Genomic DNA, 17,752 nt, shown 5'->3' on the forward strand with positions numbered 1-17,752 from the left:
GCAGTGGCAACATTTCCTGCGCCATCTGTAACTGTCCAAGTGACTGTGGTAGCTCCTAAAACAAAAGCAGTAGGGGCATCATTTGTTACTGTGGCTACGGAACAATTATCGGCTGTAACAGGAGTTCCTAAAACTACACCAGTCGCGGTACAATCTGTATTGGTCACCGTGGCAACGGCAACAGGAGCGGTTATAGTCGGTAAAGTGGTGTCAGTAACTGTTACTACTTGGGTAGCAGTGGCAACATTTCCTGCGCCATCTGTAACTGTCCAAGTGACTGTGGTAGCTCCTAAAACAAAAGCAGTAGGGGCATCATTTGTTACTGTGGCTACGGAACAATTATCGGCTGTAACAGGAGTTCCTAAAACTACACCAGTAGCGGTACAATCTATATTGGTCACCGTGGCAACGGCAACAGGAGCGGTTATAGTCGGTAAAGTGGTGTCAGTAACTGTTACTACTTGGGTAGCAGTGGCAACATTTCCTGCGCCATCTGTAACTGTCCAAGTGACTGTGGTAGCTCCTAAAACAAAAGCAGTAGGGGCATCATTTGTTACTGTGGCTACGGAACAATTATCGGCTGTAACAGGAGTTCCTAAAACTACACCAGTAGCGGTACAATCTATATTGGTCACCGTGGCAACGGCAACAGGAGCGGTTATAGTGGGTAAAGTGGTGTCGCCAAATGTAACCGTAAAATTCGTAGAGGCTGTAGTCGTATACGAATCAGTTACCACCACTGTTATTATTGCTGTACCAACTTCATCGGTGGTTGGAGTAACAGTTACAATTCTAGAAGCTCCCGTTCCTGAAAACTCTATATTTGCATTAGGTACTAAAGTCGTATTAGAAGAGGTTCCGCTTATTATCAAATCGCTCAAGGCTGTGTTTTCATCCCCAATAGTAAAACTTAATGGATCTGTTGCAGAATTTGGGCAAACAATTGTTGGATTAGCTATGCCAGAAATTGTTGGAACTTGATTTAAAACAATTACGACACTTTTTATATCGGATATAGATATGCAGGGTTCATTTGGCATACCGCCATATTCAACCACATAACCTTGAATTTGACCAGATAGACTTAATGGATAATCATTCCATTGACCATTTGCTAAAAAGTGGCCATAATCTTCGTCACCTTGATTATTAGGTTCTCCCGAAGCCCATTTGTTGTAAAATCCATTAACTGGGTTACCAGAACTTGTTCCTTGCCAAAATTGTTGACCTGTCTCTGGTCCTGTCATCCATTTCCAATTGCCCTCAACAGCTACATCTGATGCGCCAAACCATCCTTGGCCGCTCAGTTTAGAGGAAATAAAATCATTTTCAGGAGCACTGGTAATAGTGGCTAAATATCCTTGCAATCCATTGAACAGTAAAGCATCTGCAGCAGTTTTTGCAGCAGTCCACGAAATATTTGGTGCAGTAACAAACTCGTAATAATGATTGTTACCCTCAAAAGGTAACGCATTTCCAGCTAAAAAGGTTATTTCTCTACTTTGTATGTTGGTGGACGAAGTTCTAATTTTTACGTTTCTAAAGATATTCTCCAATTCCACTGGAGTTACAGACCCTGTAAAGGTAAGCACGCCCGTAGCAGCATTAAACTCATTAGTAACACCTGTGGGTAATGTACCTGTATATTCCAAAATGTCACCGGATACAAATCCTGTACTAAAGAAAACTTTTGCATTTGTGACATTGGTAGAAGCATTGATTGTTATCGCATTATCAACAAAAACTGATGCTGCATTGACAATCACAGTAGTTATTCCATTAGAGGATACTACCTTATTTTGATCCACAGTAACGATAAAACTCCGTGTTGTAGTTTTTTCATTCGTGTCTTTAATGGTTAAAGTAATTGTACTAGTTCCAAATTGACCGGCTAAAGGAGTTATAACAACAGTTCTGTTAGCTCCTGATCCGCCTAAAACGATATTAGTATTTGGAACTAATGCTGGATTGCTTGATGTTCCTGAAACTAATAAATCAGCAACTGGAGTAACATCATCTGAAACCACTAGACTTAAACTATTCGAAGATGTTCCGGCACATAAATTAAGATTAGAAATTGTAGAAACGGTAGGTGGCAAATTACTTTTTATGGTAACTACCAAATTTTGCGTGGTACTAATTCCATACAAATCGGTTGCCTTGACAGTTACTAAATAAGTATTGTTTGCATCACTATCTGAAGGGGTGTCATAATTTGGAGCCACGTTAAATGCTAAGACGCCTGTGCCACTATTGATGCTAAATCGAGCTTGATCACTACCACCCGCTAAAGCCCAAGTAACGGATTCATTTGCAACATAACTATAAATTGTTGTACTAAGTTCATACTGAGTTAAGGCTGCATTGACAGTAGTATTAGAGCCAGGCCCTGTAATAATTGGAGCTGGATTTGGATCTAGTACAGGTTGCGTAGAACCCGTTCCGGTGGCACTATCAAAAGTACAAGTACCCATAACAGCACTATTTTGTGGATTTACAAATTCGACAGTATAATTTCCTGTAGTAGGTAAATTAAAATTATAGAAGCAATAGGTTAAAAGGTAGTCTCCTCCTACAGTAGTAATTGCAGAAGGTGGTCCCGCTTGAACACCACTTAAAACACCATTTTCTGATATCAATTACAGCTTATACATCTATTCTGTTGGTTTGATGATATTCTAATAGCCTGTTGTTCTTGAAAATGTATTTTTTATGAATTTAATACCATAGATTTTCCTGAAAAGTTTCTGCAGGTGTATTTCCTCGCAATGATACTTGTTGACGAATTCTATTATAAATTAACCCGTTGGGTGAAATTACTTGTGTTCAACTATCTAAGATAAAATTTATGATAAACGCGCTGCGTGATATAGTACAATAAAAAATCCTCTAGTGCGTGTAGTAGTACAATAGAGGAAAACCAACTCAAAAAAGTTTTCTTTTTAATTTTTAATAAATTCTCGTTTGTAATTTTACATTTATTGTCCCCTATTTTAACCAGTTAAATTCGAACTGATATTTCCTTTGTATTTATCTCTATAGACTGCTCATTTTTAATATTAAAAATGAAAATGGAAATTTGCTTCGGCCATGCTATTTATTATAATTGATTTGATCACTTCTCCACTTCCTACATATAACGCATCTTGAAGAAGATTCGAAAACAAATTCAAGTTACTCTCAGTATTAATTGTAACATCTTTTGCATTTTGTAAAGTAGTTCTTTTTTCAGGTAATACTTTTTACAGAATTTGCATCAGTTGAATTATTGAAGAAATCAAATGCTATTTTAAAAACATTTACTACACAAGCGCTTGGCAAATCATACCAAGAATCTCCTATTCTAAAACGCATTCTTTTCATTCCTGGTGTTGTTGCTAATGCTATAGTAATCGATCTTTTTACTTGTTCTAGAATCGATCGATTGTTCTACTTAAATTTGCTTAAGCTGAATTTTCTTCTCCACACTCATTGATCTCATCATCATTATTAAATCAATCCAAGCCTATAATCTAGCATGCAATCGCACCCAAATTGGTACATAGTTTTGCAGTATAAATGAAAATAAACACCCTTGTGCTAGACTTATGTATGAAAAGTTATGTTCGACATGCCACTCTAATAATAAATAAATTAAACTTAAAATGTTTTAATATTATAATTACATGTAATTTGACATTAATTAAGGTTTACACATAGATTCTAATCCAACGAAATTCGATCACTAGCATCTCTTTTTTTCTGATCCAGTACTTTGACGTATATCTGAGTAGTTTTAACATTTTTATGACCAAGCATCTTAGATATTGTAAAAATATCAGTGCCAAGTGATAATTGCAAAGTTGCGTAAGTATGCCTAAAACAATGAAAAGTAATGTGTTTGTTTATTCCAGAACTAGCAAGCCATATTGGCAAAGTTCTATCTACATCCCACTTCTTTAAACCTTCAAAAATTTTTTGAAAATCTTGTCCTCTTCTGCCAAGAATTCTAAAAGCTTCTTCCGATATAGGAAATGTTACTGCTCCGTCAGTTTTCTTTTGCCTAAATCGTATATAATAACCATCACTTTCAATATATTCTACTTCACTCCATTTTAATTTAGCAATATCTGAATATCTTAAACCAGTTAAAACAGAAAACATAGAGATTTGAAGCACTATGTTTTTGGGACAAGGAGTTGAAAATAATTTTTTGGCTTCCTCCAAAGTAAGAAAATTACGTTGAGACTCCTGTTCTTTAATGATTCCAATTCGAGAATTAATATCTATTTTTAACTTATCTTCTTTATATGCTTTTTTTAAAGTTGCTTTAATCTTATTATAATACGACAACGCTGTATTTCTTGATAAACTACTGCCAGTTTCTCTTAAACTTTTTGCATTCAATAAGTACTCTTTGTAGTCCTCAATAAGAGAAACCGTTACATCACCAAAACAAAGATCATCGCCTTGTAAAAATTTTTCAAAATGAATTATTGCACACTTCCAAATGCCAAGATTATTTCCTATTTTTTTTTCACCTAAAACTTTAAAATATTTTAAAAATGACTCGCGACCAATAGCTTGTAGGGTTAGCTGCTCCTTTTCAAATGTATTGTATATTTCTGCTTTACTTAATTCATTTTGTCTCCTAGCCATTATAAGCTCAGCTATACGCAAATTTTCTAAATTTGATCGCTTTTGAAATTGATTTTCGGGCTTTTGAAATATGTATAATTTTAGAAACTCTCTTCTGCTCAAAGCATTGCTTTTATGATCCCATATAGCTGGATAAAAATCAAGATACAATGACAAGCGACCATTTGAAATATTTTTTTTTCTCAATGTTACTATACTTTTACTCATTGCTAACGGAATTAAAAATTAAATCAAGATCATGTTTTGCAACATATGTAAATTTCCCCAAATTATATTTCATTATACCTTGTCGCTGAATTATTAAATATAGAGCACTAGGGCTAATATTAAAGGATTTTTGAGCCTCAGTAATTGTATAACATTTTTCAATTCCAGGAAACTTTTGCGTAACCTCATTTATTATTTTACTTGTTTGAGGAAGAGCAAAGAAATTATCCATATCACACCTTCTTATTATAGTTCTACTTCCAAGTTTGGCTACATCTAATTCTCCTCTTTCAATAATTCTATATAGAGTCCTTTTGCTTATACCAAATAATTCGCAAGTATCTTTTATGCTCAGAAATTCAAGCTTCTTAAGTAATTCTACATCTCCATAACGCATTTTGTTTGTTTCTTCATTGCTAATGTTAATTTTCTTCTTTCGCGTCGCTATTTTATAATTTTTACTGCCGCATTTTAGCGAACAATATTTTGTTTTGGTCGTTTTAGCGGTAAACTCAATATTACAAAATTGACAAATTCTGGTGATTTTAATGTTGGAACTCATAATTAAATATATTTATGTGTCCTACTATCAATATTTATTTTAATACTATTATCTATGTTTCATTCAAGTATAGTTTGCATTGCGAATTAACGCCTCAACATGTCCAAATGTGTCTGCCTGTGGCTAGACGTGCCATAATGTGTCCATTTAAAAATTTTAATTACTCTTTTAAAAATAAGGTACAAATAAGGTACAAATAAGGTACAAATAAGGTACAAATATAATCCAATTAACACGAAAAATCGAAAATTGCAAATCACAAAAAAAAGAGATAAAATGTTAATTGTCAACATTTTATCTCTTTAACTTATAGATACTTTGTAGTACTTTGTGCTATTTATTTGCCGATACAAAAATTAGCAAATATATTTCCTAACAATTCATCGTTGGAAACTTGGCCGGTAATCAAGCCAAATTGATACAAGGCTTCGCGGATGTCTAAGGCAATTAAATCGCTAGAAATATTGGTTTCGAGGCCGTAATTTACATTCTGAATTTCGTTTAGCGCTTTGAGTAACGAGTCGTAATGGCGGGTGTTGGTGACGATGGTTTCGTTATTGCGCAACGCTCCGGTATTGACAAAAGAAAGCAAGGTGTTTTTGAGCGCGTCGATTCCGATTTTTTCTTTGGCCGAAATTGTTTCCAAAATTACATTTAAGGGCAGCAATTGCTTTTTAATTTCGGCCACTTCGGCTGCTGTTAATAATTCGATTTTATTGATAATTACAACCAGTGGTTTCAGTGGAAATTGATTTTTTATCTTCTCAATTTCCACGATATATTCTGAACTTTGAACTTTGAATTTTAAACTTTCAAACAAATACAAAACCACTTGCGCTTGCTCAATTTTTTCGAAGGTTTTCTTGATTCCGATACTTTCGATATGGTCTTGGGTTTCGCGAATTCCGGCGGTATCAATAAATCGAAAACCGATTCCGCCAATTACCAATTCGTCTTCGATGGTGTCGCGCGTCGTTCCCGCGATGTGAGATACAATAGCGCGTTCTTCGTTTAAAAGTGCATTTAACAATGTTGATTTTCCCACATTGGGTTCACCAACAATAGCGACTGGAATTCCGTTTTTAATAACGTTCCCAACCGCAAACGAATCGATTAATCTTTTTAAAACAAACTCGATTCGGTTTAACAATTCATGAAATTGTGTGCGATCCGCAAATTCTACATCTTCTTCGGCAAAGTCCAATTCGAGCTCGATTAGTGAAGCAAAATTGAGCAATTCCTCACGAAGTTTGGCAATTTCGTTAGAGAAACCACCGCGCATTTGCTGCATGGCAATTTGATGCGATGCTTCATTGTCTGACGAAATTAAATCGGCAACGGCTTCGGCTTGAGATAAATCTAATTTTCCGTTCAAAAAGGCGCGCAACGTAAACTCACCTGCATCGGCCATTCGGCAGCCTTTGCGAAGCAATAACTGAATAATTTGCTGTTGAATATAAGTAGATCCGTGACAAGAAATTTCGATTGTATTTTCGCCTGAATACGAATTTGGCCCTTTGAAAACAGAAACCAAAACTTCGTCTAAGGTTTTATTGCCATCTACAATGTGGCCCAAATGCAGCGTATGCGATTTCTGTTTGGTTAAATCTTTGTTTCTAATCGATTTAAAAACACCATTTCCTATAGTGATGGCATCGTGCCCCGAAATACGAATAATAGCAATCGCTCCAGCGCCCGAAGGTGTTGCTAAGGCTACAATAGCATCTTGATTTATCATGCCGCAAAGGTATAAAATTTTGACAGATTGTTTTAGTTTAGATTTATGCTCTTCAAGAAAAAAATGCTACTGAAAATCTTCTTTATTTGAGTAATAAGGCAAATCTCAATTTGGTTTAATAATTCTCCTTAAATTATAAAAAATCTAATAATTATCATTTAAAAACCTACAAAAATAATGTATATTTGGTAACAACGTTAAGTTTTACTCCTATGAAAAAGATCCTTTTCCCTACTGATTTTTCTGATACTGCGCAAAATGCTTTTGTGCATGCTCTAGAATTTGCCAATCATATCAATGCTGAATTATTATTGCTTCATACCTTTGAATTGCCAATTTATGACAGCCAGTTTTTTCCAGAAAATTATGGTGCAATTTACAATTCGATTGAATTGTCGCAATTTAATATGTTCAAAGATGAGGTGCCAAAACTTAGGGCGATTGCCAAAGAGCAAAACTTAGAAAACATCCAGATTCAGCACCGTTTGATGGATGGTAATTTAATTTACAATATAAAAAAAGCAATCGAAGAAGAGCATATCGACTTTGTTGTAATGGGCACTTCGGGTGTTTCAGATTGGACAACTTTCTTTATCGGATCCAATACAGAATCGATTATCTCGGCAGTAAATGTGCCAGTTTTGTGTATTCCTGCTGAAGTGCGCCACCAGAAAATAGAAATTATCGGTTTTACCACAAGATTTAGAGACAAGGATAAAAATGAGTTGATCAAAGTGCTTAAAATTGCAAAACAACTGAAAGCGCAGGTCAAATGTTTGTATGTGAAAACAAATGATTCTGATGTAAAGGACGAAACCATAAAAGAATGGGCCATGGAGTTCAGCGATGAACCTGTTGTTTTTTCTATTATTCCAGACGATGACGTTAAAGAAACCGTACTGGATTTTGTGCTTTATAAAGAAATTGACGTCTTGGCCGTTATTGCCTACAAGCGCAACTTTTTTGAGTCGATAATGAATCCCAGTTTTTCAAAAAAAATCGTCAAAGAAGTCCAAATTCCAATTTTGATTATGCATGAACATTGATCTTATTTTTAAAATAAAAGTTTAAACATTCTGTTTATTTGTGCGGGTTATCAAGGATTGAAAGTTATATTTGTAGGAATAAAATGTTTTTTAATTCCCGAATATCAGTTTCAATCATGACGATTTACAAAAATAAAATTACGGACTACAGCTCCCAGCTTCATACTTGCAATAAAAAGTACAACACGATTAGTATTTTAAGAACTTTGAGTATTCTTGCAATTCTTGTAATGGGCTACTTTTACTTAGATAGCAGCGATAATTTATATAGTATTGCTGCTATTTCTTTTTTTATTGGTTTTTTTATTCTGATGAAAATACATGCTAAATTGTCTTTTCAGAAAAAAATTCTGACCGCTTTAGTCAACATCAATCAAAATGAAATTGATTTTTTAAATAGAGAAAAACTTCCTTTTGAAAATGGTGTAGAATTTATCGATTTCCAGCATCCTTATGCTTACGATTTGGATATTTTTGGCGAACATTCTTTGTTTCAAAGCCTGAACCGCACGGCTACTCATATTGGAAAAACGACATTGGCTAATTTGCTTTTAAAAGTACAGCCCAATTCGGCAATTCTGGCCAATCAAAAAGCGATTCAGGAATTGGCAACTAAAATAGATTGGCGTCAAGAATTTTTGGCTTTGGCCAAAGTAGGTCAAGATTCAAAATCACAATATGAGGTTTTATTGCGTTGGAACAAGCGCGATAATTTTACTTTCTCCAAGTGGATGACATTTTTGATGTTTGCAGTTCCGGCCTTATTTATCGGTTTTATTGTGGCTTATTTCATTACCTCAAATTTGGTTTTGTTATCGTATGTTACCTATGTATTTATTCTAAATATGATCATTTTAGGCCGGTACATGAAGCAAATTCAGGCAGAAATCTCTCAAACCTCAGCCATAGATGCTATCATCAATCAATATAGTTTGTTGGTTCAAAAAATAGAAAAAGAAAGTTTTCAATCTCCTAAATTGCTTGAATTACAGGAGAAATTAAAATATAAAAATGCAACTGCAAGTAATCATTTAAAAAAGCTTTCTGAGTTATTCTCTAAAATGGATTCAATTAACAATTTTGTAACCGCCATCTTTTTTAACGGAACTGTTTTGTTCAATCTGCATGTTCTAAAAGCCTTGCTAAATTGGAAAAAAGAGCACCATGAAGTCTTAGAAGACTGGCTGGAAGTGGTTGGCGAATTTGAAGCGTTGAATAGTTTGGCCAATAACAGTTACAACAATCCAGATTTCGCTTTCCCTACTTTAAATACCGATTATAAAATTGATTTTACAGAGTTGAGTCACCCGTTGCTGAATCCAGAAACACGCGTTGGTAATGCTGTTTCTTTTCATCCGCAGTCGTTTGTAATTTTGACGGGCTCGAATATGTCGGGAAAAAGTACCTTTTTAAGAAGTTTGGGTGTCAACATGGTTTTAGGTGGTATTGGCGCTGCTGTTTGTGCAACCCAAGGAAATATTCATCCGTTACCGATTCTGGTTTCCATGCGATTGTCGGATTCTTTATCCGATAGCGAATCGTACTTTTTTGCAGAAATAAAACGTTTGAAACAAATTATGGATGCCTTAGAAGAGCAACCTGCTTTCGTCTTATTAGATGAAATCTTAAGGGGAACTAACTCTGATGACAAGCGAGACGGAACAATTGAAGTAGTTAAGAAAGTGATTGCTAAGAAAGCAATTGGCGCCATCGCAACCCACGATATTGAAGTTTGCCTTACGACCGATAATTATCCAGATATCTTAAAAAATCAATGTTTTGAAGTAGAGATCGTGAATGATGACTTGCATTTTGATTACAAATTGCGCGACGGAATTTGCCGAAATAAAAGTGCTACTTTCTTAATGCAGAAAATGGGCGTGATTTAATACTAATTTCTTTTTTAGAATTAATTTTCACAACCGTGTACGGGTAGGTAATATTTTGTGTGACCATTGCATCTGTAGGTGGTGTACTTTCTTTTACTGTTAGTATTATGCTAGTTGCAGTTTCTTCGGCGTTGACAACGGTTATGCTGTAACCGCCCGAATTTCTTTCGCCCATATTTAAAACAACGAAATTTGATTTTACAATATCTTTTTCATCGATTTTATCTTTCAGCAACTCGTCGTTCATCAACATTCTAATTTCACGTGGTTCTGATAATATTTCATAAAATTGAATGTTTCCACCACCATTTGATTGTTCCGTCAATACTTCATACAACTTACCAGTTTCAGCACTTACTTCTTTAGTACCAGTGCAAGAACTAAGTCCCACAAGTAGCAAAAGCAAAATTGATTTTTTCATAACAAACAAAATTAGAACTTATTTATAATCGTTTATGGCTTTTTCATACAAGGCTTCATATTTCGGAAGAATATTATGAATGTCAAACTTCTTAGCCACTTCAAATGCATTTCGTTTAAATTCCTTTAAAACTTCCTCATCTCTTAAAATTCGTAACGCATTTTCTGCCATCTCGTCTACATTACCCACATCACTTAAAAACCCAGAAACCCCGTCATGATTCACTTCAGGTAAACCACCAGAATTACTAGAAATGACAGGAACGCCCATCGACATTGCTTCAAGAGCCGCTAAACCAAAACTTTCTGTTTCTGAAGGTAGTAAAAACAAATCAGTAAAACACAAGATTTTATCAATTTCATTACTATTTCCAAAGAAAATAACTTTGTCGTGTATCCCCAATTCATGACACATCTGTTCGGCAACTTCCTTTTCAGGTCCGTCACCAACCATCATCAATTTGGCTGGAATTTCTTGTTGAATTTTATAAAAAATCTTGACAATATCTGGAATTCTCTTTACTTTTCGAAAGTTACTAATGTGGGTAATAATACGCTCATTTTCATGCGCCATTACGTAACGGTGACAAGGTGCATCAGGATCTTTTCTGATTTTAGCAATCTCAATGAAATTTGGAATCACCTTAATTTTATTTTTGATTTTAAAGAGCTTCAGTGTGTCGGCTTTTAAGCTTTCTGACACAGAGGTAACATAATCTGATTTATTAATGCTAAACGTGACAGCAGGCTTGTAAAAAGGATGATTTCCTACCAATGTAATGTCTGTACCGTGCAATGTAGTAATCATCGGAATATAGATTCCTTCGTTTTTTAGCATTTGTTTAGCCATATAACCCGCGTAAGCGTGAGGAATGGCATAGTGAACATGCAATACTTCGATCTTATAAAGTTTTACCATGTCAACCAATTTGCTCGATAAAGCCAATTCGTATGGCTGATAATGAAACAAAGGATACTCAGGAACGTTTACTTCGTGATAATGCACATTTGGATTTAATAAAGCCAAACGAACTGGTTGGCTGTACGTTATAAAGTGAATTTCATGTCCTCTTCGTGCCAGTTCCAATCCTAATTCGGTTGCAACAACACCACTTCCTCCAAATGTTGGGTAACAAACTATTGCTATTTTCATCTATCATTTTTAGAATTACGAAATTAATTAAAAATGACGCAATCATTCGTTAAATAACGTTAAATATTACATGATGATCAATTACCCAAGAGCTGAGAAGATGCTTTTTTCGGTTTAAAATAATTGTTATACAATTGAAACTGGTAAATAAATATCAAAAGTAGCTCCTTCATTCAGCACACCTGTGGCCGTAATTACTCCGTTGTGATTGTCTACAATTTTTTTAACAATTGCTAATCCGATTCCTGTACCGTCAAACTTTTCCTTTCCGTGCAAACGCTGAAAGACTTCGAATATTTTTTCATTGTACTCTTCTTCAAAACCAATTCCATTGTCTTGAATACTTATATGGCAATACTCCTTATTCTTATTCAATTTATCATTTGGCAAATCAGAACCTAAGGCAAAGTTGCATTCAATTACAATTTTGGGAATCGTACCTTCTCTAGTAAATTTTAAAGAATTACTAATTAAGTTAAAAAGTAATTGTCTGAATTGAAACGGAATCACTTCAAGAGAACAATCTGTAACTACTGTTATAGTTGTATTTTTATCTAATGAATCTTGCTCTAAATCTTCCTTTACTTCTTCAATAATTTCTGAAAGTGTTGCTTTTTCGAAGATACGCTCTTGCACACTTGTTCTTGAATACGCTAATAAATCTTGTATCAGCATTTGCATTCTATTGGCTGCATTTTGCATTCTTCTGAATTTATCCTTTCCATTATCTGATAAATTCTCTGCCTCTCTTTGATTGATTTGTGTAGCAAAGGTTTGAATTTTACGCAAAGGTTCCTGTAAATCATGACTCGAAATATAAGCAAAAGACTGCAACTCCCTGTTCATTTTTTCAAGATCATCATTCTTTTGATTCAGCTCTTTTGTGCGTTCCAAAACTTGTTTTTCTAACTCATTTGTAAACATTTTTTGATCCTGAATATCGGTACTCGTTCCTACCCACATCGTAATTTTACCATCGGGATCGCGTTGCGGAATCGCTCGGCTTAACTGCCAACGATACGTGCCGTCATTTTTACGAAAACGGTGTTCGATAAGAAAGTCTTTTTCGGTACAAATCGATTCCATCCACTTAATGGTGTTTTCTTCTCTTTCATCAAAATGTACAATTTGCAACCATCCTTTTTCGGTTATTTCTTCTCTCGATATTCCCGAAAAATCAAAAACCGACTGGTTGAAATAGTTTAATTTTCCTTCAGGATTTGCAGTCCACACGAATTGTGGCATCGAGTCTGCTAATAATCTAAATTTTTGCTCTCGCTCGACTAATTGCGACTGAATATTTTTTTCGTCGCTCACATCACGTAAGGTTCCAAGCATACGAATCGGTTTTTTGTCTGCGTCGTAAAAAACTTTTCCTTTGGCTTCAATCCAATGTATTACGTCGTCTACAATAGTTCTAATTTCATAATGTAAAATACTGGTTTGCAAGGCTTTTTCAAAAGCAGCTTTTCGGATGCCTAAATCATCGGGATGCATCTTACTCATCAATTGCTCATGGCTCTCAAATTTTTCATTTGCCAATCCTAAAACTTCGAGTGCTTGATCTGAAATTGTTGTTTCATAGGTTAGTAAATCCAATTCCCAAACGCCTAGCTCACTAGCCTCAATAATAATACTTAGCCTTTGCTCATTTTCTTTTAAAGATTTTTTTGCCACAACATTGGACGTAACTTCTGTCGCTACGACCATAATACCTGTAACAACATTTCCTTCTTTTAATGGATGATAGACAAAGTTAAAATAGGTGATTTCTTTTTTGCCATAGCGCACTAAGGTAACGGGAAACTCATATCCATAATATGCATTTTCTGTTTCATAAATACCGTCGATAATTGGCTTAATTACCTCCTCTACTTCTGGTAAGGATTCAAATAATGGTTTGCCTAAAAATTCTTCTTCAGTTTTATCTACTAATTCTAAATACGGAGTATTCACCATATCTACAACATTGTCTTTTCCTCTAAAAATAACCATAGCCGTTGGTGCTTGTTGCACAGCATCGCGGAAACGTTTTTCACTTTCTTCAATTTTTTGTTTGGCTTCATGCAGTGCGGTCACTTCGGCCGCGGTATTCATTACACCGTATATATTTCCAGTAGAATCTCTTAGCGGCGTAAAACTATAATTAAAATAAAACGCTTTTAAAATACCGTTTATTTCTATCTCTACTTTTTGATTTTTGGCATGAAATGCTATTCCTGATTCAAAAACACCTTCAATTTGTTTGTAAATATTTTGATTTTCAAGTTCTGGTAAGATTTCGGTATACAACTTCCCTATTACATCGCCTTGTTTCCCCCAAGCATCTATAATTGCTTGATTGGCTAAGGTGATTCTCATTTCTTTACCCGTGTAAACCCCTATTGGAAATGGTGCACTCTCGACCAAACTACGTATACTTTGCTCACTTTTTTCTATTTCTTGTCGAGCCAAAACTTGTGCCGTTACATCAAATCCAATACTCATAACGCCGTTAATATTGCCTTGCAGATCAAAAAGTGCTTCGTATGAAAAATTCACGTAAACTGTTTCTAATTGACCAAAACGCATCAGTTCCACTGGAAGCTCAGTAGTAGAAAAACTATTTCCAGTTGCGCATACATCATCCAAAAGTTCTCTTACACCTTGTGATTTTAACTCCGGCAGTACTTCAAAAATAGACTTATTGAGCACTTGTTCTTCTGTTCTATTCCACAGTTCTAAGGCATTTTTATTGGCAATTTCTACTGTGTAATCTGTACCACGCATAATCGATATAGCAATTGGCGCTTGCAAAATCATTAGCTTTAGGCTGCGTTCACTTTGCTCTAATTTTTTACGCGAAATAGTTTGTGCTGTTATGTCTTCAACCGTTCCATTTAACTTAAAAGCTTGCTTGTTTGCATTAAACAATGCTTTTCCTTTGGCATGTAAGGTGATTTCTTTCTTTGAAACGGGATTAATGATATTATAAGTCATTTCATAATTTCCGCCCGAAGAATAGTCCAGAGATTTCGTAATTGCATGTACTACTTTGGCGCGATCCTCATCGACAATTACGTTTGTTGCTACGTTTAAATTAATTTCTTCATCGGCAGAAAGTCCGAACCATTTTTTTAAACGGCTGTTGGCAGAAAATTTATCTGTGATCGGATTATAGTCGAAAGTTCCTAATTTAGCGGCTTCGATAACAAATTCTATTTCGTTTTTGCTTTCCAGCAGCGCTTCTTCCGCTACTTTTTGTTCTGTAATATCTGTATTAGTTCCAAACCAAGTACTTATATTTCCGTCCTCATTTTTTACAGGAAGTGCTCTTGTTAAAAATTGACGGTACATACCGTCTGCGCGTCTAATTGGATAACTCATCTCGAAGGGAACCCCTAATTCTAAGGACCTCTTCCATTCGTCTACAACAGTAAACAGCGCATCTTGCTTATAAACCGATTGCCAACCCCAACCTTGCATGTCTTCAAAAGTGGTGCCTGTATATTCGTACCATTGTTTGTTGTACCAATATACTGCACCATCAGCGTTCGCCATCCAAGCAAGATTTGGAATATTATCTGCCATTGCCTTAAAACGCTCTTCACTTTCGATTAAATTATCTTGCGCTACTTTTTTTGTAGTAGTTTCGATGGCATTAACTAAAACGCCACCCACTTCTCCATTTTCTAAAAGAATTGGACTGTAAGCAAAATCAAAATATGAGTTTTTAGTAGATTCATTCCCATCAAGGACAACTAGAAAGTCGGGAAGAATTCCTGGATTTCCCATCATTGCCTGGTCAAAATTTGACGCAACACTTTCCCAGATTTCTGCGAAAGAGTCTCGGGTACTATTTCCTACTATACGAGTATGGTTTACTTTTCCTAAAATCGGAATATAGGCATCGTTATAAATCTGAGTGTACTCTTTTCCCCACGCAATGTACATTCCGAAAGGATTGTTTAATAAAACCGAGACCATCGTTTTTAAACTATTTGGCCAGTTTTCAGGACTACCTAAAGGTGTTTGAGTCCAGTCTTTAGCGCGAATTAACTCGCCCATTTCGCCGCCGCCATTCAAGAAATAGTGTTGATCGTTTGAAGTAATCACAAGTCAGTAATTTTAAGATTCAATGATAAAGTCGGCAAGGTCCGGTTGTTGCATTTTATTTTTTTTCAGTCGAATAATGGCTTCGTGAATGACCTTTTGTAGAATATTAAAATCCCCTGGCTTACGAACGTAGTAGTTCGCACCTTTGTCGTACAATTTATTGACGACATCTTTATCCAATGAAGTTGAAAATATAACAATAGGAATTTCTTTTAAAGCTTGGTTTTCTTTTATTTCTGCCAAACACTCAAAACCAGATTTGCGAGGCATATTTAAATCTAAAAACAATGCATCGGGCAATTGTGTTCCCTCAGTAGTTAATAGTTCCATTAATTGAACACCGTCACTTACAGTTGTTAAATTAGTCGAAAGACGCAAATCTTCGAGTGCTTCTTGAAAAAATAGGCAGTCGTCCATGTCATCATCTGCAAGCAAAAGTTGGTGTATCATTTTTTATTGTTTGAGGAAATAGTATTAAGAGAAAACTAAACAGCTACAGGTAATTTATAAAATAAAATCTTCTCAAAAATAAGAAAAAATATCTTCAAAAATATAGGTTAACAAATAGCTGCTTATTACTAATTTTTAATAAATATTAGCTTATAAAATCCTGCAAATACTCAAATCTCTTGGTTAATTTTCCGTTCTCTGTCACTTTAGCTCTCGCTAAAATCCCGTCTTTATCATTATTAAAAAAAGCAGGCAAAACGTGTTCTAAAAATTGCTCGCCAAATCCAAAACTAGCATCTTTAGGAATTTCACATGGTAGATTATCTACAGCCATAACCACAATTGCTGCAGGATGAAAAACATCGACTTCTTTGTTTTCGCTAGCTAAATAACCATATAATGGCTCTGCAATTGTCGAAGAACGCAACGTTGCTGCGATTGGTCCATTGATGTCACATGAAATATCGGCAATCACACGAATATTGCAATCAATTGCTTGCAACATCTCTCGTGTCAAAATTATTGGAGCTTCGGCTGCATAAAAATGAGCGGCAACAAAAATATCAGAGACTTTAGTAAAAGTATCAAAACTAGATTCGTATTCGGTGGGGTTTTTATAAAAATCAGTATAGGCTAACTGTTTACCATCTTTACGGACATTGTAATCTAAGACATCCAGCTGTACATAAACAGGCTGCGCATATTTTTTAGTCAAGTAATTTTCTTTACTTACTTCTTTGACTTTTATAGCATCTAAAATTTCTTTAACACCGCCACCCACTTTTCCGGTACCCGTAACGACAAACTTGATAGGCGGCAAAGTGATGCGTTTGAGTTGTTTTAGCAATCCTTCCCTTCCATCTAATGTCTCGGCTTTAGGCAATTTAAACAGTTCAAATTTAAGTCCGAAGGCACGAATTCCGTTATAAATACCAACCATTCCAGCGTATCTACCAAAACCAATTAGTCTGCGGTTATTAGCATCTACAATAGTTTCGTGATCGTATAAGGTGATGTTTTTTTCTAATATCGAGCGCAAAAGATCTCTATTGTACGGTTGTTTTTTTATAGTATGAGAAAAGAAAAAATAAGATTTATTTGGAATTAAGTTCGTAATTGGCACTTCTTTCACTCCAATCAAAACATCACAGTCACTAAGATCATCAGTCACTGAAACGCCCATATTTGTATAGGCTACGTCTGGAAAAATGCGAATGTCTGAACTTTCTACAACAAATTGCGCTGTTGTAAATTGTTGTTTGATTTTTGCTAATTCGTCCGGAGCAAAAACAACTCTGCGATCAGGTGGGTTTTTTCTTTCTTTTATAATTCCAAATTTCATAATACCTTTTTTATTTTGCGACTTATTCGTTTTGTTTTGTTAAAAATATAACAAATTGAGTTAATTTTTTGTTGTTATTTTAAGAAAAAAATCAGTGATAGCAGCAAATCGTTGCAGTTTCAAATAGAAAATCAATTAAATTGTTAAAACACTATCTATTTTACAATTTCACAAATTTTAAAAACCATACATTTTGATATATTTGCCAACTT

The 17,752-nt window shown here is 35.0% G+C and carries 12 protein-coding genes; 2 read left to right on the forward strand and 10 right to left on the reverse strand.

Annotated elements, in window-relative coordinates; translation table 11 throughout:
• The 5 genes from AP058_RS02025 to mnmE all read right to left on the reverse strand — a co-directional run.
• On the reverse strand, positions 1-2,639 hold a 2,639-nt coding region (locus AP058_RS02025), incomplete at its 3' end, for a lectin-like protein (protein WP_369815128.1).
• 589 nt (positions 2,640-3,228) lie between these two features.
• The gene (locus AP058_RS17190) at positions 3,229-3,363 is read right to left on the reverse strand and encodes a hypothetical protein (RefSeq protein WP_255357067.1); all 135 of its coding nucleotides are present in this window, start codon (positions 3,361-3,363) and stop codon (positions 3,229-3,231) included.
• Between the two features lie 339 nt (positions 3,364-3,702).
• On the reverse strand, positions 3,703-4,845 hold the full coding sequence (locus AP058_RS02030) for a site-specific integrase (protein ID WP_066306335.1): 1,143 nt from the start codon (positions 4,843-4,845) through the stop codon (positions 3,703-3,705).
• Positions 4,838-5,407 (reverse strand): helix-turn-helix domain-containing protein, encoded by a 570-nt coding sequence (locus AP058_RS02035; RefSeq protein ID WP_066306339.1) that lies wholly within the window; start codon positions 5,405-5,407, stop codon positions 4,838-4,840. Before AP058_RS02035 ends, AP058_RS02030 begins: the two co-directional genes overlap by 8 nt.
• 337 nt (positions 5,408-5,744) lie before the next feature.
• Positions 5,745-7,145 (reverse strand): tRNA uridine-5-carboxymethylaminomethyl(34) synthesis GTPase MnmE, encoded by a 1,401-nt coding sequence (gene mnmE, locus AP058_RS02040; RefSeq protein ID WP_066306344.1) that lies wholly within the window; start codon positions 7,143-7,145, stop codon positions 5,745-5,747.
• 212 nt (positions 7,146-7,357) lie between these two features.
• On the opposite strand from mnmE, the gene AP058_RS02045 reads away from it, so the two are divergent.
• On the forward strand, positions 7,358-8,191 hold the full coding sequence (locus AP058_RS02045; RefSeq protein WP_066306346.1) for a universal stress protein: 834 nt from the start codon (positions 7,358-7,360) through the stop codon (positions 8,189-8,191).
• Positions 8,192-8,307: 116 nt separating this feature from the next.
• Complete coding sequence (locus AP058_RS02050; RefSeq protein WP_066306348.1) at positions 8,308-10,080, forward strand: DNA mismatch repair protein; 1,773 nt, start codon at positions 8,308-8,310, stop codon at positions 10,078-10,080.
• Here AP058_RS02050 and AP058_RS02055 read toward each other — a convergent pair.
• From AP058_RS02055 to AP058_RS02075, 5 genes are all read right to left on the reverse strand, one after another.
• Entirely contained in the window at positions 10,046-10,501 is a 456-nt protein-coding gene (locus AP058_RS02055) for a protease complex subunit PrcB family protein (RefSeq protein ID WP_066306355.1), read from the reverse strand. The genes AP058_RS02050 and AP058_RS02055 overlap by 35 nt on opposite strands.
• A gap of 18 nt (positions 10,502-10,519) precedes the next feature.
• The gene (gene bshA / locus AP058_RS02060; RefSeq protein ID WP_066306358.1) at positions 10,520-11,653 is read right to left on the reverse strand and encodes an N-acetyl-alpha-D-glucosaminyl L-malate synthase BshA; all 1,134 of its coding nucleotides are present in this window, start codon (positions 11,651-11,653) and stop codon (positions 10,520-10,522) included.
• A gap of 126 nt (positions 11,654-11,779) precedes the next feature.
• A complete protein-coding gene (locus AP058_RS02065; RefSeq protein ID WP_066306362.1) occupies positions 11,780-15,748 on the reverse strand; it encodes a PAS domain S-box protein in 3,969 nt (1,322 codons plus the stop codon).
• A 12-nt stretch (positions 15,749-15,760) separates the two neighbouring features.
• On the reverse strand, positions 15,761-16,198 hold the full coding sequence (locus AP058_RS02070; protein ID WP_066306364.1) for a response regulator: 438 nt from the start codon (positions 16,196-16,198) through the stop codon (positions 15,761-15,763).
• Positions 16,199-16,343: 145 nt separating this feature from the next.
• Complete coding sequence (locus tag AP058_RS02075) at positions 16,344-17,540, reverse strand: NAD(P)-dependent oxidoreductase (protein WP_066306366.1); 1,197 nt, start codon at positions 17,538-17,540, stop codon at positions 16,344-16,346.
• Between the last annotated feature and the right edge of the window lie 212 nt (positions 17,541-17,752).

It is taken from the genome of Flavobacterium sp. TAB 87, assembly GCF_001529295.1.
In the GTDB taxonomy this organism is placed as follows: domain Bacteria; phylum Bacteroidota; class Bacteroidia; order Flavobacteriales; family Flavobacteriaceae; genus Flavobacterium.